The following is a 19,492-nucleotide window of genomic DNA, read 5'->3' on the forward strand; positions in this document are numbered from 1 at the left end:
CTTTCCTTCTTTCCAGAGGCTACACAGCCATGTCCGAAACCACGTCTGCCCCCTCAGCCGTCTCCGCCACCGAATTGCGGGCCTTCGCCGGGCATTTCGCGACCGGCGTGGCGGTGGTCACCACCGCCCATCCCGACGGCGCTCTGCACGGCCTCACGCTCAATGCGGTGACGTCCCTGTCGCTCGATCCGCCGCTCTATCTGGTCTGTCTCGATCACCGCTCGAACACGCTCAAGGCGCTCAAGGAAAGCGGCCACTTCGCGGTGCATTTCCTCGATCGGAGCCAGTCCGAGATTTCCCGCGTCTTCGCCTCCAAGCAGGAGGACAAGTTCGCGGGCGTGGAGCACATCGTCGGCGAGAGCGGGAGCCCGCTCCTCCGTGGCGTGCTGGCGGCCGCGGAATGCCGGCTGTCGGAAATCTGCACCATCGGCGACCACATGATTGTCATCGGCGAGGTGCAGCGCACCCACGTGTTCGGGGGCGAGCCGCTGCTCTATCACCGGGGCGGCTACACGGCCCTCGAAGCCGAGAGGAAGGTGGCATGAGCGCGCCATCCAGCACCCCAAAGCCGCTGGCCGGCGTGCGCGTCCTGGAATTCGCGCAGATCGCGGCCGGCCCCTTCACCGGCAGCCTTCTCGCCGATCTCGGCGCGGACGTGGTGAAGGTGGAACGTCCCGATGGCGGCGACGGCATGCGCGGCTGGCCGCCGCTCCATGACGGACCGGAGGCAGGGGAGGGGGTGTTCAGCGGCAACTTCACCTCGCTCAACCGCAACAAGCGCTCCATCGCCCTCGACATCAAGTCGCCGGCGGACCGCGAGCGGCTGCTTACGCTGATCGAATCCGCCGACGTGTTCATCGAGAACTTCCGCCCCGGTGCGCTCATCCGGGCCGGGCTCGGCTATCAGCAGCTCCAGGCGCGCAATCCGCGCCTGGTCTATTGCTCCATCACCGGCTACGGCCAGTCCGGCCCCTATGCCCAGAAGGGCGCTTTCGACGTCACCGTGCAGGCCATGAGCGGCGTGATGAGCGTGACCGGCGAGCCGGACGGCCCGCCGGTGAAGTGCGGCGTTCCGGTGGGAGATTTCGCCACCGGCCTCTATGCCGCCTTCGTCACGCTCGCCGCGGTGATGCGGGCGCGCGAGACAGGGCAGGGCGCCTATGTGGATTGCTCCATCCTCGGGGCGCTGCTGGGCATATCCGCGCTGCAGACGAGCGAATATTTCGGCACCGGCACGCCGCCCCGGCGGCTCGGCTCGGCCCACCCGCGCAATGCGCCCTATGCCGGGTTCGATGCGGCGGACAAGCCCTTCACCATCGCCGCCGGCAACGACAAGCTCTGGCGCGACACCTGCGATATCGTCGGCCGGCCCGACCTCGCCGACGACCCCCGCTTCGCCACCCAGTCCCTGCGGGCGCGCAACCAGCAGGAACTGGCGGCGATCCTCCAGCCCATCTTCGCCACCCGGCCAGCGGCGGACTGGCTGGCTGCGTTCGATGGGCTGGGGGTCCCCTGCGCGCCCATCAACGACTTCGCCGAAATCCTGTCCGATCCGCATGTGCAGGACAGGGGCTGGGTGCTGCCCATCACCATGCCCAATGGCGCGGTGGCGGACACGGTGAGCTTTCCTGTCGGCCTGTCGGACTTCACATTCGAGATCAGCCGGCGACCGCCCCTGCTCGGCGAGCACAATGACGAGGTGTTCGAGGAATGGACCGCGCCACCCCTGAAAGCAGCGCAGTGATCGGCTTCAGCGAGGCCGGGGTGCTCAGGATCGCCACGCTGGCGCGTCCCGAGCAGGCCAATGCCCTCGATCCGGCGCTGGTCGCCGGGCTGGGCGCGTTCGTCCAGCAAGCAGCGGAGGAAGGGCGGCCGTTCGCGCTGGCGGGTGGCCGGGTGTTTTGCGGCGGCTTCGACCTTGGCGGCTTCGAGCAGCAGAGCGAAGGCGACCTGCTGCTGCGCTTCGTGCGGCTCGAAATGTTGCTGCAGTCCGTGAGCCGGGCATCCGTGCCGTCCTTCGCCCTCATTGGAGGGGCGGCCATCGGGGCGGGCGCGGATCTCGCCGTGGCGTGCACCTACCGGATCGGCACCCGGCGGGCGCGCTTCCGCTTTCCCGGATTCCGCTTCGGCGTCGCTCTGGGCACGCGGCGGCTCGCGGCCATCGTCGGCACGGATCGCGCCCGTGCCATCCTGTTGGCGGACGCCACTGTCGGTGCCGAGGAGGCCCTTGCCATTGGCCTTCTCACGCACCTCGTCGAAGAGGACGATCTGCTGCCGAGCGCCGAACGTCTCGTCGCCGCGCAGAGTGGACTGACGCCGCCGGCGACCGCCCGCATCCTGGGGCTGACCGGACACGACACGAACGACGCCGACCTCGCCGATCTCGTCCGCTCGCTGGCCGCGCCGGGGCTGAGGGCGCGAATTGCGTCCTATCTCGCGGGCAAGACGCGCTGAGCGCACCTGCGCCGGTGGGCACGCCGAAGGCCAGGCCTGACGCTGGACCTTCCTTGCGGGGACGGCTCAGTCCGCCGCCACCGCGCGCGGACTGAGCCGGATGCGACGGCTGGTCGAGGCGCGGCTCTGCAGCTTCTGCTGGGCTTTCAGCCGCGCGACGAAGACGTCCGCCGCACGCAGGATGTGTTCGCGGCCGAGCCGCTCGGCCGTCTCCCCGTCGCCCGCGACGACCGCGGCCATGATCGCGGAGTGCTCATCCCAGATGTTACTGGGCATTCCCACGTCTTCTCTCAGAACTTCGCCCATCACGCGGCGGAGCGCGGGCCAATGCGGCACCGTCGTCTCGTTGAGGAGCGGATTTCCGGAGATGTCGCCGAGAAAGGCATGGAAGGCGACGTCCGCCTCGATCTGCCTGTCGAGCGAGCCGCTCTTCACCGCCTCCAGCCCCAGCTCGATATAGCGCCCGCCTTCCGCCTTCGCCCGCGCGCTGCCGTTGCGCGCGGCGAGGTTGGCCGCAAGCCCTTCGATGGCCGCGCGGATCTGGTAGAGGTTGCGGATGAAGTCCACGTCGAGCGGCGCGACGATCAGGCCCCTGCCTTCCGCCTCCTTCACCAGTCCACGACTGCGCAACAGAAGCAGCGCCTGCTGGACCGGCTGGCGCGACACGCCATAGGCGCGCGCCAACTCGTCCTGGATCAGGCGTGAGTTGGACGGAAGATCACCCCGGACGATCTCCGCGGTTATGGCCTCAACCACCTGGTCGACAAGGCTGGGCTGGCTGGCAAGCGCGCGCATCGGTCCCCTCTTCACGCGACGAATATACCCCTTACGGGCGGATTCTGGATAGGGCTTGCATTTGATTTCTGAATTCGTATTCTGAATTCGAATTCAGACTGGACATTCAGTCCGGCACGCTGCCCTGGGAGAAACGCCAGATGACCACCTTCAATCGACGCTCGTTCCTTCAGTTCACCGCCGCTTGCGGCGCTGCCGCGGGCGGTGTTTCGCTCGCGGCGCCTGCCGTGTTCGCCAAGCCCGAGCCGCTGAAGCTGAAGTTCGGCAACGACCTGCCGGACAGCCATTCCGTGAACGTGCGCCTGCGCGAGGCCATCGCCGCCATCTCGGCGGAGACCGATGGCGCGCTCGACATCTCGCTGTTCCCCAACAACCAGCTGGGCAGCGATCCGGACATGATGAGCCAGCTGCGCTCAGGCGCCCTCGAGCTCGCGACCATGCCGGGCACGGTGCTCTCCACCATCCTGCCCATCACGGCCCTCACCGGTGTCGGCTTCGCCTTCACCAGCTATGACAAGGTGTGGGCGGCCATGGACGGGGCGGTGGGCGACCTCATCCGGTCCAACCTCGTGAAGGCCAACCTCGTCGGCTTCGACAAGGTGTGGGACAACGGCTTCCGCCAGATCACCAGCTCCACCCGGCCGATCCGGGAGCCGGGCGACCTCGCCGGATTCAAGATCCGCGTGCCGCTGGTTCCGCTGTGGGTTTCCATGTTCTCGGCCTTCGGCGCATCGCCGGTGTCGATCCCGCTCGCCGAAGCCTATTCCGCGCTCCAGACGAAGATCGCCGATGGGCAGGAAAACCCGCTGGCGCTCATCTACACCGCCAAGTTCTTCGAAGTGCAGAAGTATTGCTCGCTCACCAACCATGCCTGGGACGGATTCTGGCTGCTCGCCAGCGGCAAGGTCTGGAAGAGCGTGCCGGATGACCTGAAGCAGGTGATGGCCAAGCACTTCAATGCCGCCGCCATCAAGCAGCGGGCGGATATCGTGAAGGCCAACCAGACGCTGCAGGCCGATCTCGAGGCGAAGGGCCTCGTTTTCAACACCACCAATGCCGAAGTCTTCCAGCAGGCGCTGGCCAAGACGTCCTTCTACAAGGACGCCCGTGCGAAGTTCGGCGACGACGCCTGGAATCTGCTTCAGAAGTTCGCCGGCCCCGTCGGTTGAACGGGAGGCCGACGTGCAGCTCGAGATGGGCATCGCCCCCGCACCGGCCATTGCGGCGGCCGGACTTCCGGCGCGCATCGGCGCCGTTATCCGCCACGTGACGGGCGCCGCAGTTGCGGTTCTCGTGGTGGCCGAAATTCTCGTGCTGTTCGCCGGCGTGCTGGCGCGCTACGTGTTCCACGCGCCGCTGATCTGGTCGGACGAGCTGGCGAGCATCCTGTTTCTGTGGCTCGCCATGCTCGGGGCCGTGGTCGCGTTCGAGCGCGGCGAGCACATGAGGATGAGTGCCTTCGTGGGCGGCCTCAGCCAGCCGTACCGCGGCTTCTTCGATGCTCTGGCCATCGCGGTTCCGCTGCTCTTCCTCTCGCTCGCCCTCGGCGCGGCCTACGAGTTCGCGGTGGACGAGATCATCGTCTCGACCCCCGCCCTCGACATATCCGCCGGCTGGCGCGTGGCGGCGCTGCCGGTGGGCTTCGCGCTCATGCTCGTTCTCGCGGTGCTGCGCCTCATCGAACGGACGGACTGGCGGGTGACGCTCGCCGCCGTGGCGCTCGTGGTGGTGGCGGCGGCGGTCTTCGCCGCCCTGCGCCCGTCCTTCACCGGGCTTGGTAACCTCAACCTGCTCATCTTCTTCGTGGGGCTGGTGGGGGCGATGGTTCTGGCCGGCATTCCCATCGCGTTCGCCTTCGCCACGGCCACCTTCGGCTACATCGCGCTCACCACCCGCCTGCCGCACTCGGTGGTGATCGGACGGATGGACGAGGGCATGAGCCACTTCGTCCTGCTCTCGGTGCCGCTGTTCGTCTTCCTCGGCGTGCTCATCGAGATGACCGGGATGGCGCGGGCCATGCTGGCCTTTCTTGCCAGCCTGCTCGGCCACGTGCGCGGCGGCCTGCAATATGTGCTGGTCGGGGCGATGTATCTCGTCTCCGGCATCTCCGGCTCCAAGGCCGCGGACATGGCCGCCATCGCCCCGGTGCTGCTGCCCGAGATGGAGAAGCGCGGGGCGGATCGCGGCGAGCTGCTCGCCCTGCTCGCCGCCACCGGTGCGCAGACAGAGACCATTCCGCCCTCCCTCGTGCTGATCACCATCGGCTCCGTCACCGGCGTGTCCATCGCGGCGCTGTTCGCGGGCGGCCTCATGCCGGCTTTGGTGGTGGGTGCGCTGCTGTGCTGCGTGGTGTGGCTGCGCAGCCGCAAGGATGACCTCTCCGGCGTGCGCCGGGCCAGCTTCGGCGAGGTCGCGAAAGCCCTCGTGGTGGCGCTGCCGGCCATCGCGCTGCCGTTCATCATCCGGGCCGCGGTGATCGAGGGTGTGGCCACCGCAACCGAGGTGTCCACCATCGGCATCGCCTATGCGGTGCTGGCCGGGCTCCTCATCTATCGCCGGTTCGACTGGCGGCGGCTCTATCCCATGCTGGTGGATACGGCGGCACTTTCGGGGGCGATCCTCCTCATCATCGGCGCTGCCACGGGCATGGCCTGGGCGCTCACCCAGTCCGGCTTCTCCGCTGCGCTGGCGCACATGATGACGAGCCTGCCGGGCGGCGCCGTGGGGTTCATGCTGGTGTCTCTCGTTGCCTTCATCGTGCTCGGCAGCCTGCTGGAAGGCATCCCGGCCATCGTGCTCTTCGGGCCGCTCCTGTTTCCCATCGCCCGGCAGGTCGGGGTGAACGAGGTGCACTATTCCATGGTGGTGATCCTCGCCATGGGCATCGGCCTCTTCGCCCCTCCGTTCGGGGTCGGCTACTACGCGGCCTCCGCCATCAGCCGCATCCGGCCGGACGAGGGCATGCGGCCCATGATCGGCTACATCGCGGCGCTCTTCATCGGCACGCTCATCGTTGCCGCCGTGCCGTGGATTTCGACCGGCTTCATCCGTTGATTGCGCGGCCCCGAGCGCCGCATTCGGAGATCGCATCATGACTGACGTGCTGAATTTCGGGCAGATGCTCGCCGCCCACGCGCGCCTGTCTCCCGAGCGGATCGGTGCCCGCGACCTGGAGCGGGAGATGAGCTTCGCGCTGTGGAACGCGCGGGCCTGCCGCCTCGCCAATGCCCTGCTCGGGCTTGGCCTCGTCAAGGGCGACCGTGTCGCGGTGCTCGCCTACAATTGCATCGAGTGGGTGGAAATCTACGCCGCCACCGCCAAGGCCGGCCTGGTGGCGGTGCCCATCAACTTCCGCCTCACCGGACGGGAAGTGCGCTTCATCGCCGAGAATGCCGACGTCGCCGCCCTCATCGTGCAAGATGCGTTGGCGGGCGTGGTGGAAGAGGTGCGCGCGGACCTGCCCATCGGCGACGACCGCATCATCCATTTCGGTTCCGGGCCGGCGCCCGCGGGCTTTCGCGATTACGAGGCGCTGCTCGCTGCAGCCTCGGCGCGCGAGCCCGGGCAGGTGGTGCTGGAACATGATCCCTGGACGCTCATGTACACGTCCGGCACCACCGGCAACCCGAAGGGGGCCATCCGTAGCCATCGCGGCAGCGCGCTGCTCGCGCTCACCACTGAGATCGAGCTGGGTATCCACCGTAAGGACGGCGCCTTGCTGGTGATGCCCATGTGCCATGCCAATTCGCTCTACTTCTTCGGCGCCTTCGCCTATTGCGGCGGCACCATCAACATCTACTCGCGGGCGAACTTCGATCCCGAGCATTGCGTGCGCACTTTGGCGGAAAGCGGCGCGAGCTTCACCTCGCTGGTGCCCACCCACTACGTGCTGATGCTCGGCCTCTCCGGTGCCGAGCGGGCGCGCTACGACCTCGGCTCGGTGACCAAACTCATGGTGTCCTCCGCCCCCGCACGGCCGGACACCAAGCGCGCGGTGATGGAGATGTTCCCCAATTCCGGCCTGTTCGAGCTCTACGGCGCGACAGAGACCGGCTGGGTGACTTTCCTGCACCCCCACGAGCAGTTCTCCAAGCTCGGCTCGGTGGGGCGCGAGTGCATCGGCTCGGCGCCGATCCGCCTCCTGGACGAGGACGGAAACGAGGTGCCGGACGGCGGCGTGGGCGAACTCTTCTCGCGCACGCCCTACACCTTCGATGGCTACTGGCGGCTGCCGGAAAAGACCCGTGAGGCCTTCCGCGGCGACTATTGCTCGGTAGGTGACATGGCCCGGCGGGATACGGACGGATACATCCATCTCGTCGACCGCAAGAGCAACATGATCATCTCCGGCGGGGAGAACGTCTATCCCTCCGAGGTGGAGCAGGTGCTCGCCTCCCATCCGCAGGTGCGCGACGTGGCGGTCATCGGCGTGCCGGACGGCAAATGGGGCGAGCGCGTCCACGCCGTCATCGTCACCGAGAACGGCGCCTCGCTCTCCGAAGCGGCGCTCGCGGAATGGGTGAAGGATGGGCTCGCCGGCTACAAGCGCCCGCGCTCCTTCGATTTCGTCCGCCATGAGGACATTCCGCGCAACGCCACCGGCAAGGTGCTCTACCGCGAGCTGAAGACCCGCTTCGCCCGCGAGAAGGTCTGATCCTCCAAGGTTCGCCGCATCAGAACAGCGCCGCGCGGCTGCGCAGGCGCCAGGGAGAACGTCCATGAAGGTTTCTGCCGACAGCGTCGCAGCCATGGTGGCCAAGGTGTTGAAGCAACGCGGCGTGAAGCGCGTGTTCGCCCTGTGCGGCGGGCACATCATGCCGCTGTGGATGCGTCTCGACGCCGAAGGCATCGCCATCATCGATGTCCGCGACGAGCGCGCGGCGGTACATATGGCGCAGGCGCATGCGGAGCTGACGGGCGACCTGGGCGTCGCCCTGGTGACGGCCGGGCCGGGCGTGACCAATGCCATCACCGGCATCGCCAATGCCAATGTCTCGCGGGCGCCGGTGCTGATCCTGTCCGGGGCCTCGCCCCGCCCGCAGGAGAACCGCGGCGGCCTTCAGGACATGGACCAGAGCCAGCTGCTGCGCCCCATCACCCGCTATGCCCGAACCGTGCGCGAGCCTTCGCTGGCGCTTGCCGAGCTGGATGAGGCGATCTCCTGCGCCCTGGGCGAGGGCGGCGTGCCCGGCCCCGCCTTCATCGACTTCCCGGTGGACACCCTGCGCGCTTCGGTCCCCGAGGCGCTCCGGATGGCGGAGCACATGACCGCCAAGCCGCGTGTGCGCGCGCTGCCTGATCCGGACCGTATCGCCGCGGCGGCGGATCTCCTGTGGAGCGCACGCCGGGTGCTCGTCATTTCCGGCCGTGGCGCGCGGCAGGCGGGGCCCGAGCTTTCCGCATTTCTCGACCGGCTTGGCGCGGTCTATCTCGACACCGGCGAGAGCCGGGGCGTGATCCCGGATGACCATCCGGCCGTCATCGGCGCCATGCGCGGCGCGGCCATGGGCGACGCCGACGTGGTGCTGACGGTGGGACGCAAGCTCGACTTCCAGCTCGGTTTCGGCTCGCCGGCCGTATTCGGCGCCGCGCAGTTCGTGCGCATCAGCGATGCCGCTGCCGAGGTCCGCGACAACCGGCGCGGTGCGGTGGAGATCGTCGCGGACGTGGCGGCCACGCTCGATGCGCTGGTCGAGGCCGCCGGCAATCGCGCGTCCGCCATTGATCCGGACTGGGCGGGCAAGCTGCGCGAGGGGCACCGGGCGCGCGCGGCGAAGCTGCGCCAGTCCATGGCGGCCGCGCCCGCCGGCGCCGATGGCCGGCTCCACCCCAATCGCCTGCTCGCCGCCTTGCAGGATGCGGTCGGCCGCGACGCCGTGGTGATCAATGACGGCGGCGATTTCCTCGCCTTTGGGCGCGTTGGCCTCAGTGCCGATGCCATGCTCGATCCCGGGCCGTTCGGATGCATCGGCGTGGGGGTGCCCTATGGCATTGCCGCCAGCCTCGAATATCCCGACAAGCCGGTGCTGGTGGCCACCGGCGACGGCGCCTTCGGCTTCAATGCCATCGAGATCGACACGGCGGTCCGCCACAAGGCGCCGGTGCTCATTGTCGTCGCCAACAACGGGGCATGGCAGATCGAGGTCCACGACCAGCAGGAGACCCACGGCAAGGTGGTGGGCACGCGCCTCCAGCATTCCGACCACGCCATGATGGCGCGGGCCTTCGGCATGCACGGCGAGCGCGTGGAGCGCGAGGAGGATCTCGCCCCCGCCATCGCCCGCGCGCTGGCCAACCGGCCGGCATTGCTGGATGTGGTCGTGACGTCGGACGCGGTATCCTCCGATGGCAAATCGGGTCTCGCCTGGGTGCCCGATCTCCAGCCGCTCGCGGCCTGGGACGAGGCCGAGCGGGCATGGCGGCAGGGGTGAAGCCAGCGCCGCTCACCGCAGAGCGGCGCCGCCGTCAATACGGCGCTCTGTCGTCGTTATAGGCCGGCTTCCAATTCGCTGATATTTGGATCCCGCATCGAATGACCGCACACCGAAGGACGTTCCCATGAGTGGCGCCGAAGTCTTTTTCGTTTCAGCAGCGCGTACGGCCATCGGCGATTTCGGGGGAAGTCTGAAGGACGTGCCGGCAACGGCCCTCGGCGCGCATGCGGCGCGTGCCGCCATATCCCGGTCCGGCCTTGCGGCCGAGGAGATCGGCCAGACCGTGGTGGGCAATGTCATCCATGGCGAGCCGCGCGACATGTACATCTCCCGCGTGGTGGCCATGGAGGCGGGCGTGCCGAAGGAGGCGCCAGCGCTCACGGTGAACCGCCTGTGCGGCTCCGGCCTCCAGGCGATCCTCACCGCCGCCCATGCGATCATGCTTGGCGATGCGGAGACCGCGCTCGCGGGCGGTGCCGAGAGCATGAGCCGTGCCGGCTATCTGCTGCCCGGCGCCCGCTGGGGTCAGCGCATGGGCAATGCGCAGGCGGCGGACATGATGGTGGGGGTGCTCACCGATCCGTTCGGCCACGGCCACATGGGCGTGACCGCCGAAACCGTGTCGCAGCGTTACGATGTCAGCCGGGACGCGCAGGACGCCGCCGCGCTCGAAAGCCACAGGCGGGCGGCGCACGCCATCTCGGCGGGCTATTTCAAGGACCAGATCGCCCCCTTCGAGCTCTCCGGCCGGAAGGGCACCGTCATTTTCGACACCGATGAGCATGTCCGGCGGGAGGCGAGCCTTGAGGATTTCACGCGGCTGCGCCCGGTTTTCGCGAAGGGGGGAACCGTCACCGCCGGCAATTCGTCCGGCATCAACGACGGCGCGGGCGCGGTCGTCCTCGCCTCGCGGGAGGCGGTCGCCAAGCGTGGCCTGACGCCGCTGGCGCGCCTCGTCTCCTGGGGGCTCGCGGGCGTCGATCCCGCCGAGATGGGGATGGGCCCGGTGCCGGCCGTGCGCACTGCGCTCGCACGCGCGGGCATTGGTGTCGCCGACCTCGACGTGATCGAATCCAATGAGGCTTTCGCCGCTCAGTCGTGCGCGGTCGGAGCGGCGCTCGGTTTCGACCCGGCCAAGGTCAACCCCAATGGAGGGGCGATCGCCCTCGGCCATCCCGTTGGGGCGACCGGGGCCATCCTGACCGTCAAGATCGTCCATGAGCTCAAGCGCATTGGCGGCAAGTACGGGCTTGTCACCATGTGCATCGGCGGCGGGCAGGGCATCGCCATGGTGGTCGAGGCAGCCTGAGGCATCCTCGGCACCTTGAGCGGGTGGGCGGGGCAACGCCGCGCGCCCACACGCTTGTCCCTCAGGCGCCGGCCGCGATGGTGTCGAGCCGGTCCTTCAAGATTGCCGGAATGCGCACCCCGGCATCTGCCGTCTGGCGCCGGGCGGCGGCGCGGCGGGAGCCCGGCAGCCGTGCGCCCTCCTGCTCCACGATGGCCGCGAACAGGTGGGCGAGCCGCGCCGCCGCGTTCGGGCCGGCCAGCGGGCCGGGGTCCACGGCGATGAAGAACTGCCCGGTGCGCGGCGAGCCGCCGGCATTGTCGGCGAAGGAGGAGGCGTCGATGGAGAGGTTCGCCCCCGTAATCCAGGCTGCGAACAGCTCCACGATCAGCGCCAGCCCCGCGCCCTTGTGACCGCCGGAGGGAACCATGGTGCCGCCGTCCAAAGCGGCAGCGGGATCGTCCGTGGGATTGCCGTTCCGATCCAGCGCCCAGCCCAGCGGAATCTTCTGGCCCCGCTGCTGATGCACAACGATTTCGCTCTTGGCGATGACGCTGGACGACTGGTCCAGCACCAGCGGATCTTCGCCGCTGCGGGGCACCGCGAAAGCGACCGGATTGGTGCCGAACACCGGCTTCGTTCCGCCCACCGGGGCGATGGAGGCCGGCGCATTCACGAAGCCGAGCGCCATCAGGCCGGCTTTGGCGACGCGCTCCACATGGTAGCCCACGACGCCGCAATTGTAGGAATTGGTCACGGCCAACGCGGCGATGCCCTGCGTCTTGGCCGCTTCGAACAGGGCCGGCAGGCCGAGGTCGATGGCGGGATGGGCGAAGCCGTCCCGCGCGTCCACGCGGACAAGGCCCGGCCGGGGGCGGGTCAGTTCCGGCATGGCCTTGCCGTCGATCTTGCCGACCTTGGCATGGGCGCAGTAGGTGGGCAGGCGGGCGAGGCCGTGGCTGTGGACGCCCTCGGCCTCGGCGGCCACCACCGAGGCGGTGACCGAGAGGGCATTGGCGGGGCTGACACCACAAGCGGTCAGCGCCCGGAAGGTCAGGTCCTCCACCTCCTTGAGGCTGAGGCAGGCCATGGGCACGGAAGACGCGGCGCTCACGCCGCTTCTCCCTTTTCCGCCGCACGGGCGTAGCCATAGAGGGTGCGGGCGGCGTCCTCCGTCACGAGACCCTCGGCGATGTCTTCGGCGATGCGTGCCGGATCGCGATCCGCCGGGTTGCCGAAGCCGCCGCCGCCGGAGGTCTTGATGGTCACCGTGTCCCCGGCCTGCAGCGGAATGCCCGAAACCTTGGAATTGAGGCTCACGGTGGAGCCGTCCGCCCGCGTCACGGTGGTGGAGGAGAGGGAGCCCGGCTTTCCGCCCTTGATGCCGTAGGGCGGGAAGCGGAAGCGCTCGAAATTGGTGGAGAGGGAGCCCTGCGGCGCTTCAAGCCGGAATTCGCGCACGAGGCCGAGCCCGCCGCGGTTCTCGCCCGCGCCGCCGCTGTCCGGCAGGAGGCCGTAGCGGGTGAAGACCACGGGATATTTCGCCTCCACCATCTCGATGGGCGCGTTGGTGTTGTTGTGGAGGCCGCAGGACAAAGCGCTCGCGCCGTCTCCGCCCGCATGGCCGCCCCAGCCGCCCACCTCGATGTCGAAATAGACCTGCCGCTTGGCATTCGGCCGCACCAGCGAGACCGCATAGACGTAGGAAATGGCGTAATAGGCTGCCGGGATGCGCTCCGGCGCGATCTGGGCGAGGGCCCCGAACACAGCGGTGGCGATGCGGTGGTTCACCACCATGCGCCCGGCCACGGGGGCGGGGAATTGCGCGTTCACCACGCTGCCTTCGGGCAGGGCCACCGTCACCGGCCGGTAGCAGCCGGAATTGGCGGGGATGTCCGAGCCGAGGGCGGCGAGCAGCGCGTAATAGACCGCCGAGCAGGTCATGGCCGGGGTGTTGTTCACCGGGCCGCGCACCTGCGGGCTGGAGCCGGCGAAGTCGAGGGTGATGGCATCGCCCGCCTTGGTGATGGTCACCTCAAGGCGGATGGGCTCCTCCGACTGGCCGTCGTCGTCCACCGTCTCCACGAAGGAGGCGGTGCCGTCCGGCAGCGCGGCGATGGCCGCGCGCATCATGCGCTCGGAGCCATCGAGAATGGCTGACATGGCGGCGGACAGCGTGTCGGCGCCATACTTGCGGGCGATGCGCGCCACCGCCTTGGCGCCGATGCCCAACGCCGCGATCTGGGCGTTAAGGTCGCCGCGCGTCTCCTCCGCCTGTCGCACGTTGTAGAGCAGCATCTCGAACACGCCGGTGTTGAGCGTGCCCTTCTCCACGAGGCGCAGCGGGGGAATGCGGATGCCTTCGTGGAAGATCTCGGTGGCCGCCGCGTAATAGGAACCGGCCGCGCCGCCGCCCACGTCCACATGGTGGCAGAGCGTGCCGACGATGGCGACGCGCTTGCCGTCCACGAACACCGGGCGGAACGTCTGGATATCCGGCAGATGCTGGCCCCCGGCATAGGGATCGTTGGTGACGATGACGTCGCCCTCATTCCAGCTTTCGAGCGGAATGAACTTCTCCAGCACGGCCTTCAGACAGTCGGACATGGAATTGAGATGCACCGGGATGCGGGCCGACTGGGCGATGTTGCGGCCCTCGGCATCGAACACGGCGGTGGAGAAGTCGAGGATCTCGCGCACCACGGTGGAGCGGCTGGTGCGCCAGATGGTGAGGCTCATTTCCTCGGAGGCCGCGACCAGCGCATTGCGGATCACCTCGAGGCGGACGGGATCGATGGTTGTCATGATTTGAGTGTCCTCAAGGTATCAGTGGCGCTGGGTGCGCTCGGCCACGAGCGCGCCGGTGGCATGGGAGCGGATGGTCCAGCCGGCGGGCAGGTAAGTGGCGGTGTAGACCTCCTCCACCACGGCGGGGCCGGCGATGCCCTCGGCGGTCACCGCCTCGCGGGCCACCACGCGGGTATCCACGAAGCCGCCCCGGCCATAGACGGAGCGGGACTTGTCCGCGGCGGCGACGCCCGCCACCGCCGGAGCCGGCGTGGGCTTGGCGAGGCGGCCGATGGCGGAGAGCCGCAGCGCCACCACCTCCACCGGCACGGCGGGCTCGTCATAGGAGAAGCGCTGGCGGTGCAGCGCGTGGAAGGCAGCCGTGGCGCGGGCGATGCCGTCGGCCGAAAAATCGGCCTCCTCCAGCGGCACGCGCAGGTCGAAGGCCTGGCCCTGGTAGCGCAGGTCCAGAGCCCATTCGAAGCCGCGATTTTCGGCCGCGACGCCATCTTCCGCCAAGAGCCGGTCGCCATCCTGCGCCAGCTGGACGGCACGCTGGGCGAGGCTGTCGCCGAGGTCCGCGAGCAGCCCGATCTGCGTGGAGGAGAGGTCGTGGGTGATGTCCGACCACAGGATGCCCCACGCCGAAAGCGTGGAGGCATGGGCGGGGAAGATCACCTTGTTCATGCCCAGCTCCTCGGCCACCTCGCAGGCATGGACGCCACCGGCGCCGCCGAAGGAGAGCAGCGCGAAATCCTCCGGGTCCATGCCCTTCTCGAACAGGGACAGGCGGATGGCGGTGGCGAGGCTGGAATTGGTGACGGCGATGACGCCCGCCGCCGTCTCCTCGGCCGAGAGCTTCAGCTTGCCGGACACCTCGTCCGCCGCCCGCGCGGCCGCTGCGCGATCAAGGCCCATGCCGCCGCCCATGAAGCTCGATCCGTCGAGACGGCCGAGCAGCAGATTGGCATCGGTGACGGTGAGGCGCTTTCCGCCGCGGCCGTAGCAGGCCGGGCCGGGCTCGGCGCCCGCGCTGTGGGGGCCGATGCGCAGGCGTCCGCCGTCATCCACCCAGGCGATGGAGCCGCCGCCGGCGCCGATGGTGCGCATCTCGATCATGGGCAGGCGCACGGGCAGCCCGTCCACCTCGCCCTCGTTGACCATGGAGACATTGCCCTCGTGCACCACGGACACGTCGAAGCTGGTTCCGCCCATGTCCACTGCGACGAGGTTCGGTTCGTCGAGCGCCACCGACAGGCGCTTGGCCGCCGCTGCGCCGCCGGAGGGGCCGGACAGCAGCAGCCGGGCCGGCTCGCGTCCGGCCTTGGCAAGGCCCGCCACGCCGCCGTTGGACTGGACGAGATAGACCTGCGTCTGCGGCACCTCTTCCTTCAGCTTGCCGGCGAGGCGGTCGGTGTAGGTCTTCACCACCGGCACCAGCAGCGCGTTCAGCGTGGTGGTGGACATGCGCTCGTATTCGCGCAGCTCGGGGGAGATGTCGGAGGAGAGCGAGATCTCGATGCCCGGCAGAAGGTCGCGCAGGATGGTGCCGGCCTGCTGCTCATGCGCGGGATTGGCGTAGGCGTTGAGGAAGCAGACGGCAACGGACTTTACGCCGGCCTGCTTCAGCTGGCCCGCCAGCGCCCGCACTTCGGCCGCGTCGAGGGCGGTGATGACGCGCCCGTCTGCGCCGATGCGTTCCTTTAGGCCGTAGCAGAAGCGCCGTTTCACCAGCGCTGGCTGGGGCGAGGCGGTGATGGCGTAGACGTCGGTGCGGCCGTGGCGGCCGATCTGCATCACGTCCTCGAAGCCGGCGGTGGTCACGACTGCGCCGAGGGGCAGTTTGCGCTCCAGCACCGCGTTGGTGGCGATGGTGGTGCCGTGCAGCAGGTATTGCACCTCATCCAGGGAGAAGCCGAAGCGCTGGCTCGCCTGCTTGATGCCGGTGAGCAGGCCGATGGACGGATCGGACGGCGTGCTTGGCGTCTTCATCTGATGGATCTCTCCGGTGCGCCCGTCGAGGATCTCGATGTCGGTGAAGGTGCCGCCGATGTCCACGGCGATGCGGATGGAGGGGGTGCTCATGGGGTCACTCGATGTCTGAATGAAGGGGTGGGTCAGATGAGGCCTTCGGCGGAAAGGCCATCCACCAGGGACGCGAAGGCCGCGCGCACCATGTAGAACTGGGCGCCCACCACGGTGACGGAGACGTCGTGCGCCTTGGCGAAGGCGCGCTCCGGCTGGGTCCAGCACGGCATCACCCAGGGCTTGCCGGCCGCCTTCGCGGCAGCGGCGATGCGGGCGATGTCGGCCTTGTCGGCGTCGGAGAAAGTGTAGCGCTCGTTGCCCGCCGCCATGGCGAGGTCCGTGGGGCCGGCGAACAGGCCGTCCACCGTCGGCAGGGCCGCGATGGCCTCCACGTCGGCGAGGGATTCCCGGCTCTCGATCATCGGCCAGCACTTGACCCGGGCGTTCTCGTCCGAGGCGTAGGTGGGCGAGGCGGGGCCGTACATCACCGTGCGGCCACCGGCGTAGGAGCGAACCCCGAGCGGGGGATACTTGGCCGATGCCGTCACCTGCCGCGCGTGGTCCACGCCGGCGATGTGGGGAATGATGACCGCATCGGCGCCGAAATCGAGCGCCTGCTGGATCGGCTCGGTGAGCGGGCCGAGCACCTTGGCGTAGACCTTGATGCCCAGCGCCCGGCAGAAGGGGATCACCCGGTCAAGGTCGTCGAGGTTGAAGGTGCCGTGCTCGATGTCGAGCACCACCGCGGTGAAGCCGGCGTCCCGCGCGATCTCGATGTGCGGGAAGACGGGGGCGGTGAGCCAGAAGGCGAAGGAGGCGAGGGAAGAGGTCACGTCAGGGCTCCAGGCGTCAGGCAAGGCTCTCCCGTTCCCGCGCAAGGCGGGTCGGCGGCAAAGCGGTGGGGAGGGGCCGGCGTCAGCCGCCGGCCGATGTCATTTCACGAAGGTCCGTGTGAGGCCGGCGGTACGGTCCACGACCAGCACGACGGCGAGGGTCAGCACCACGAGCAGCACCGAGATGGCGGCCGCCATGGGGTCCGCCTGCTGATCCACGTGGTTGTACATGGCCACCGGCAGCGTCTGCAGGCGCGGGCCGGTCATGAACAGGGAGAGCACCACCTCGTCGAAGGAGACGAGGAAGCACAGGGCCGTGGTGGAGACGAGCCCCGAGCGCATCATGGGCAGGGTGACGCGGAAGAACACGGTGAGCGGCCGCGCGCCGAGCATTCCGGCCGCCTCCTCCACCGTGAGCGGCAGGTTGGCCAGCGCCGTCGAGAGCACCCGCACCGCATAGGGCAGCGTGACGATCAGATGGGCGGCCACCAGACCCTGGAAGGAGCCGATGAGGCCCATGGGCGCGAACACCAGCAGCAAGGCGAGGCCGAGCACGATGGTGGGCAGGAGTAGCGGCGCCGAGAACAGGTTGGCGAGGGCTTCCGCACCGGGCGGCTTGAGGCGCACCAGCGCATAGGCCGCCGGCAGGCCGATGCCGAGCGACAGGACGGTGACCACGAAGGCCAGCGCGAGGCTGATCCAGAAGGCGTTCATCATCACCGAATTGGCGAAGATGGCGCCATACCACTTCACGCTCCAGCTGGAGGGCGGGAAGGCCATGAAGTCGTCGCCGCTGAAGGAGATGGGAAGCACCACCAGCAGCGGCGCCAGCAGGAACAGGAACATCAGTCCGGCCGCGATCTTCAGGGCCGGGGAGACGGGGCGTTCGTCCATGTCTCTCCTCCTCAGGCGATGCGCCGCAGGGCGCGGGCGTAGAGCGTGAGGGAAATGCCGAACACCACGAGTACGATCATGGACAGCGCGGCGGCGAGCGGCCAGTTGAGGGTCACGATGGCCTGGTCGTAGATCTCGGTGGCGAGCAGGAACACGCGCCCGCCGCCGAGCAGCTTCGGCGTGACGAAGGAGGAAATGGCGAGCACGAAGCACAGGAGCCCGCCCAGCGCCATGCCTGGCGCCGTGAGCGGCAGCACCACCCGCCAGAAGGTCTTGAGGGGCGAAGCGCCCAGCGTCAGCGCCGCCTCCTCCAGCCGCGGATCGAGCCGGCCGAAGCCGGAGAGCAGCGCGAGGATCATGTAGGGCATCAGGATCTCGGTGAGGCCGATGACGACGCCGGTGAGGTTGAACATCAGGCGCGGCGGCTCCGCGATGCCGAGGGCCATCAGCGCGTTGGCCACCAGTCCCCGGTCGGAGAGGATGGCGATCCAGCCATAGGTGCGCACCACGGCGGAGGTGAGGAGTGGCGCCACCACCAGCACCATCAGCACCGTGCGCCATGTGCCGGTGGAGCGGTGCAGGTAGAGCGCGATGGGATAGGAGGCGATCAGCGTCAGCACCGTGATGAGGAGGCTGACGCCCACGCTGTTGGTGATGAGCTCCAGGGTGAAGCTGTCGGTGAGGGCGTTGGTCCAGGTGTCCAGATTGTAGCCCGCGCCGAGCGCGCCGGAGGCCTGCGCCTCGCGGAACGACATCTTCAGCAGGTTCACCACCGGCCACAGGAAGCCGATGGCATTCACCACGGCGATAGGCAGCAGCAGGGCGCTGGCCGTGCCGAGGGGGCCGAGCCGTCGCGGCTCCGTGTGGGAGAGGGCGAGGCTCGTCATGACGCGGGGTACACGAACGTATCCTGGGGGCGCCAGGACAGGGTGACGGGCGTGCCGGGGGCGAGCAGGGCCTCGCCGCCGCGGGTGGATGCCTCGGTCTTCAGAAGGGTGCCGGCGGCCTCCACCTCATATTCGAGGATGTCGCCGGCGAACGTGGCACGGGTCACGGTGCCGGAAAGCTGGTGCAGCCCCGCGTCGGCCGGCGCTGGGCCGGTGGAGAGGATCATGCGATGGGGCCGCACCATCACGTCCACATCGCCGTCGAAGCCGGGGGCGGAAACCGTGATCCCCGCCACCTGCGCCAGCCCGCCGGAGGCCCGGCCGGGCAGGCGATTGATGCGGCCGACGAAGCCGGCCACGAAGGCGGTCTTGGGATGCTCGTAGATCTCGTGGGGCGTGCCGACCTGTTCCAGCCGGCCGTGGTTCATCACCACCACCTTGTCGCAGATGGTGAGGGCTTCCATCTGGTCGTGGGTGACGAAGATGGCGGTGATGCCGAGGCGCTTCTGGATGTCGCGGATCTCGGTGCGCATCTCGTCGCGCAGCTTGGCGTCGAGGTTGGAGAGGGGCTCGTCCAGCAGCAGGATGGAGGGGCGCACCACCAGCGCGCGGGCCAGCGCCACGCGCTGCTGCTGGCCGCCGGAAAGCTGGGCCGGGCGATGGTGCTCGCGGCCGGTGAGGCGGACCATGGCGATGGCCTCCTTCACCCGCTGCGCCGCCTCCGCCTTCGGCACCTTCCGCATCTCCAGCCCGAAGGCCACGTTGCGGGCGATATCCATGTGCGGGAACAGGGCATAGGACTGGAACACCAGCCCCATGTCCCGCTTGTAGGGCGCCACGCCGGTGAGGTCCCGGCCGTTCACGACGATATGGCCGGAGGAGGCCGGGACCAGCCCGGCGATCATGCGCAGCGACGTGGTCTTGCCGCAGCCCGACGGGCCGAGGAAGGCGACGAGTTCGCCCTTGGCCACATCGAGATTGAGGTCGTCCACCGCGGTGAAATGATCATAGCGGCGGGTGAGGCCCCGCAGGGACAGGAAGCCCTGTCCCTGCGCCAGGCGCGTCATCTCGGCGGGCTCGGCGTGGATCATG

Annotated in this window: 16 protein-coding genes; 8 read left to right on the forward strand and 8 right to left on the reverse strand. The window is 68.8% G+C overall.

Annotated features, from left to right (window positions below):
• Positions 1 to 29 precede the first annotated feature (29 nt).
• From A37E_RS0117545 to A37E_RS0117555, 3 genes are read left to right on the forward strand one after another with little or no spacing between them, the layout of a single operon-like run.
• Positions 30 to 545, forward strand: coding sequence for a flavin reductase family protein (locus A37E_RS0117545; RefSeq protein WP_051679136.1), 516 nt, complete (start codon positions 30 to 32; stop codon positions 543 to 545).
• The gene (locus tag A37E_RS0117550) at positions 542 to 1,744 is read left to right on the forward strand and encodes a CoA transferase (RefSeq protein WP_029557807.1); all 1,203 of its coding nucleotides are present in this window, start codon (positions 542 to 544) and stop codon (positions 1,742 to 1,744) included. Before A37E_RS0117545 ends, A37E_RS0117550 begins: the two co-directional genes overlap by 4 nt.
• The gene (locus A37E_RS0117555; protein ID WP_038193311.1) at positions 1,711 to 2,454 is read left to right on the forward strand and encodes an enoyl-CoA hydratase/isomerase family protein; all 744 of its coding nucleotides are present in this window, start codon (positions 1,711 to 1,713) and stop codon (positions 2,452 to 2,454) included. Before A37E_RS0117550 ends, A37E_RS0117555 begins: the two co-directional genes overlap by 34 nt.
• A 66-nt stretch (positions 2,455 to 2,520) precedes the next feature.
• Here the strand turns inward: A37E_RS0117555 and A37E_RS0117560 are convergent, their stop codons facing one another.
• Complete coding sequence (locus A37E_RS0117560; protein WP_029557809.1) at positions 2,521 to 3,249, reverse strand: GntR family transcriptional regulator; 729 nt, start codon at positions 3,247 to 3,249, stop codon at positions 2,521 to 2,523.
• 140 nt (positions 3,250 to 3,389) lie between these two features.
• On the opposite strand from A37E_RS0117560, the gene A37E_RS0117565 reads away from it, so the two are divergent.
• From A37E_RS0117565 to bktB, 5 genes are all read left to right on the forward strand, one after another.
• On the forward strand, positions 3,390 to 4,418 hold the full coding sequence (locus A37E_RS0117565; protein ID WP_029557810.1) for a TRAP transporter substrate-binding protein: 1,029 nt from the start codon (positions 3,390 to 3,392) through the stop codon (positions 4,416 to 4,418).
• A gap of 25 nt (positions 4,419 to 4,443) precedes the next feature.
• Positions 4,444 to 6,303, forward strand: a complete 1,860-nt coding sequence (locus A37E_RS0117570; protein ID WP_029557811.1) for a TRAP transporter large permease subunit — start codon at positions 4,444 to 4,446, stop codon at positions 6,301 to 6,303.
• Between the two features lie 37 nt (positions 6,304 to 6,340).
• Positions 6,341 to 7,903, forward strand: coding sequence for an AMP-binding protein (locus A37E_RS0117575; RefSeq protein WP_029557812.1), 1,563 nt, complete (start codon positions 6,341 to 6,343; stop codon positions 7,901 to 7,903).
• Between the two features lie 64 nt (positions 7,904 to 7,967).
• On the forward strand, positions 7,968 to 9,680 hold the full coding sequence (locus tag A37E_RS0117580; RefSeq protein WP_029557813.1) for a thiamine pyrophosphate-binding protein: 1,713 nt from the start codon (positions 7,968 to 7,970) through the stop codon (positions 9,678 to 9,680).
• A 127-nt stretch (positions 9,681 to 9,807) separates the two neighbouring features.
• Positions 9,808 to 10,992, forward strand: a complete 1,185-nt coding sequence (bktB, locus tag A37E_RS0117585) for a beta-ketothiolase BktB (RefSeq protein ID WP_029557814.1) — start codon at positions 9,808 to 9,810, stop codon at positions 10,990 to 10,992.
• 61 nt (positions 10,993 to 11,053) lie between these two features.
• On the opposite strand, the gene A37E_RS0117590 is transcribed toward bktB, so the two are convergent.
• The 7 genes from A37E_RS0117590 to A37E_RS0117620 all read right to left on the reverse strand — a co-directional run bounded on the left by A37E_RS0117590 (position 11,054) and on the right by A37E_RS0117620 (position 19,491).
• Positions 11,054 to 12,085: an Ldh family oxidoreductase gene (locus A37E_RS0117590; RefSeq protein WP_245279370.1), complete on the reverse strand. Its 1,032-nt coding sequence runs from the start codon at positions 12,083 to 12,085 to the stop codon at positions 11,054 to 11,056.
• Entirely contained in the window at positions 12,082 to 13,776 is a 1,695-nt protein-coding gene (locus A37E_RS0117595) for a hydantoinase B/oxoprolinase family protein (protein WP_038193314.1), read from the reverse strand. Before A37E_RS0117595 ends, A37E_RS0117590 begins: the two co-directional genes overlap by 4 nt.
• Before the next feature lie 21 nt (positions 13,777 to 13,797).
• On the reverse strand, positions 13,798 to 15,843 hold the full coding sequence (locus tag A37E_RS0117600; protein WP_029557817.1) for a hydantoinase/oxoprolinase family protein: 2,046 nt from the start codon (positions 15,841 to 15,843) through the stop codon (positions 13,798 to 13,800).
• Positions 15,844 to 15,875: 32 nt separating this feature from the next.
• The gene (locus A37E_RS0117605) at positions 15,876 to 16,619 is read right to left on the reverse strand and encodes an aldolase/citrate lyase family protein (protein ID WP_029557818.1); all 744 of its coding nucleotides are present in this window, start codon (positions 16,617 to 16,619) and stop codon (positions 15,876 to 15,878) included.
• A gap of 99 nt (positions 16,620 to 16,718) precedes the next feature.
• The gene (locus A37E_RS0117610; RefSeq protein WP_024279802.1) at positions 16,719 to 17,513 is read right to left on the reverse strand and encodes an ABC transporter permease; all 795 of its coding nucleotides are present in this window, start codon (positions 17,511 to 17,513) and stop codon (positions 16,719 to 16,721) included.
• A gap of 11 nt (positions 17,514 to 17,524) precedes the next feature.
• Complete coding sequence (locus tag A37E_RS0117615) at positions 17,525 to 18,400, reverse strand: ABC transporter permease (protein ID WP_029557819.1); 876 nt, start codon at positions 18,398 to 18,400, stop codon at positions 17,525 to 17,527.
• A complete protein-coding gene (locus A37E_RS0117620; RefSeq protein WP_081837847.1) occupies positions 18,397 to 19,491 on the reverse strand; it encodes an ABC transporter ATP-binding protein in 1,095 nt (364 codons plus the stop codon). Before A37E_RS0117620 ends, A37E_RS0117615 begins: the two co-directional genes overlap by 4 nt.
• Position 19,492: the final 1 nt, after the last annotated feature.

It is taken from the genome of Xanthobacter sp. 91, assembly GCF_000702385.1.
GTDB lineage: Bacteria > Pseudomonadota > Alphaproteobacteria > Rhizobiales > Xanthobacteraceae > Xanthobacter > Xanthobacter aminoxidans.

What these genes read in the sequence shown, in the direction of transcription:
- A37E_RS0117545 (WP_051679136.1), top strand. Translation starts at nt 30, where the DNA reads ATGTCCGAAACCACGTCTGCCCCCTCAGCCGTCTCCGCCACCGAATTG.
- A37E_RS0117550 (WP_029557807.1), top strand. Translation starts at nt 542, where the DNA reads ATGAGCGCGCCATCCAGCACCCCAAAGCCGCTGGCCGGCGTGCGCGTC.
- A37E_RS0117555 (WP_038193311.1), top strand. Translation starts at nt 1,711, where the DNA reads ATGGACCGCGCCACCCCTGAAAGCAGCGCAGTGATCGGCTTCAGCGAG.
- A37E_RS0117560 (WP_029557809.1), bottom strand. Translation starts at nt 3,249, where the DNA reads ATGCGCGCGCTTGCCAGCCAGCCCAGCCTTGTCGACCAGGTGGTTGAG.
- A37E_RS0117565 (WP_029557810.1), top strand. Translation starts at nt 3,390, where the DNA reads ATGACCACCTTCAATCGACGCTCGTTCCTTCAGTTCACCGCCGCTTGC.
- A37E_RS0117570 (WP_029557811.1), top strand. Translation starts at nt 4,444, where the DNA reads ATGGGCATCGCCCCCGCACCGGCCATTGCGGCGGCCGGACTTCCGGCG.
- A37E_RS0117575 (WP_029557812.1), top strand. Translation starts at nt 6,341, where the DNA reads ATGACTGACGTGCTGAATTTCGGGCAGATGCTCGCCGCCCACGCGCGC.
- A37E_RS0117580 (WP_029557813.1), top strand. Translation starts at nt 7,968, where the DNA reads ATGAAGGTTTCTGCCGACAGCGTCGCAGCCATGGTGGCCAAGGTGTTG.
- bktB (WP_029557814.1), top strand. Translation starts at nt 9,808, where the DNA reads ATGAGTGGCGCCGAAGTCTTTTTCGTTTCAGCAGCGCGTACGGCCATC.
- A37E_RS0117595 (WP_038193314.1), bottom strand. Translation starts at nt 13,776, where the DNA reads ATGACAACCATCGATCCCGTCCGCCTCGAGGTGATCCGCAATGCGCTG.
- A37E_RS0117600 (WP_029557817.1), bottom strand. Translation starts at nt 15,843, where the DNA reads ATGAGCACCCCCTCCATCCGCATCGCCGTGGACATCGGCGGCACCTTC.
- A37E_RS0117610 (WP_024279802.1), bottom strand. Translation starts at nt 17,513, where the DNA reads ATGGACGAACGCCCCGTCTCCCCGGCCCTGAAGATCGCGGCCGGACTG.
- A37E_RS0117615 (WP_029557819.1), bottom strand. Translation starts at nt 18,400, where the DNA reads ATGACGAGCCTCGCCCTCTCCCACACGGAGCCGCGACGGCTCGGCCCC.
- A37E_RS0117620 (WP_081837847.1), bottom strand. Translation starts at nt 19,491, where the DNA reads ATGATCCACGCCGAGCCCGCCGAGATGACGCGCCTGGCGCAGGGACAG.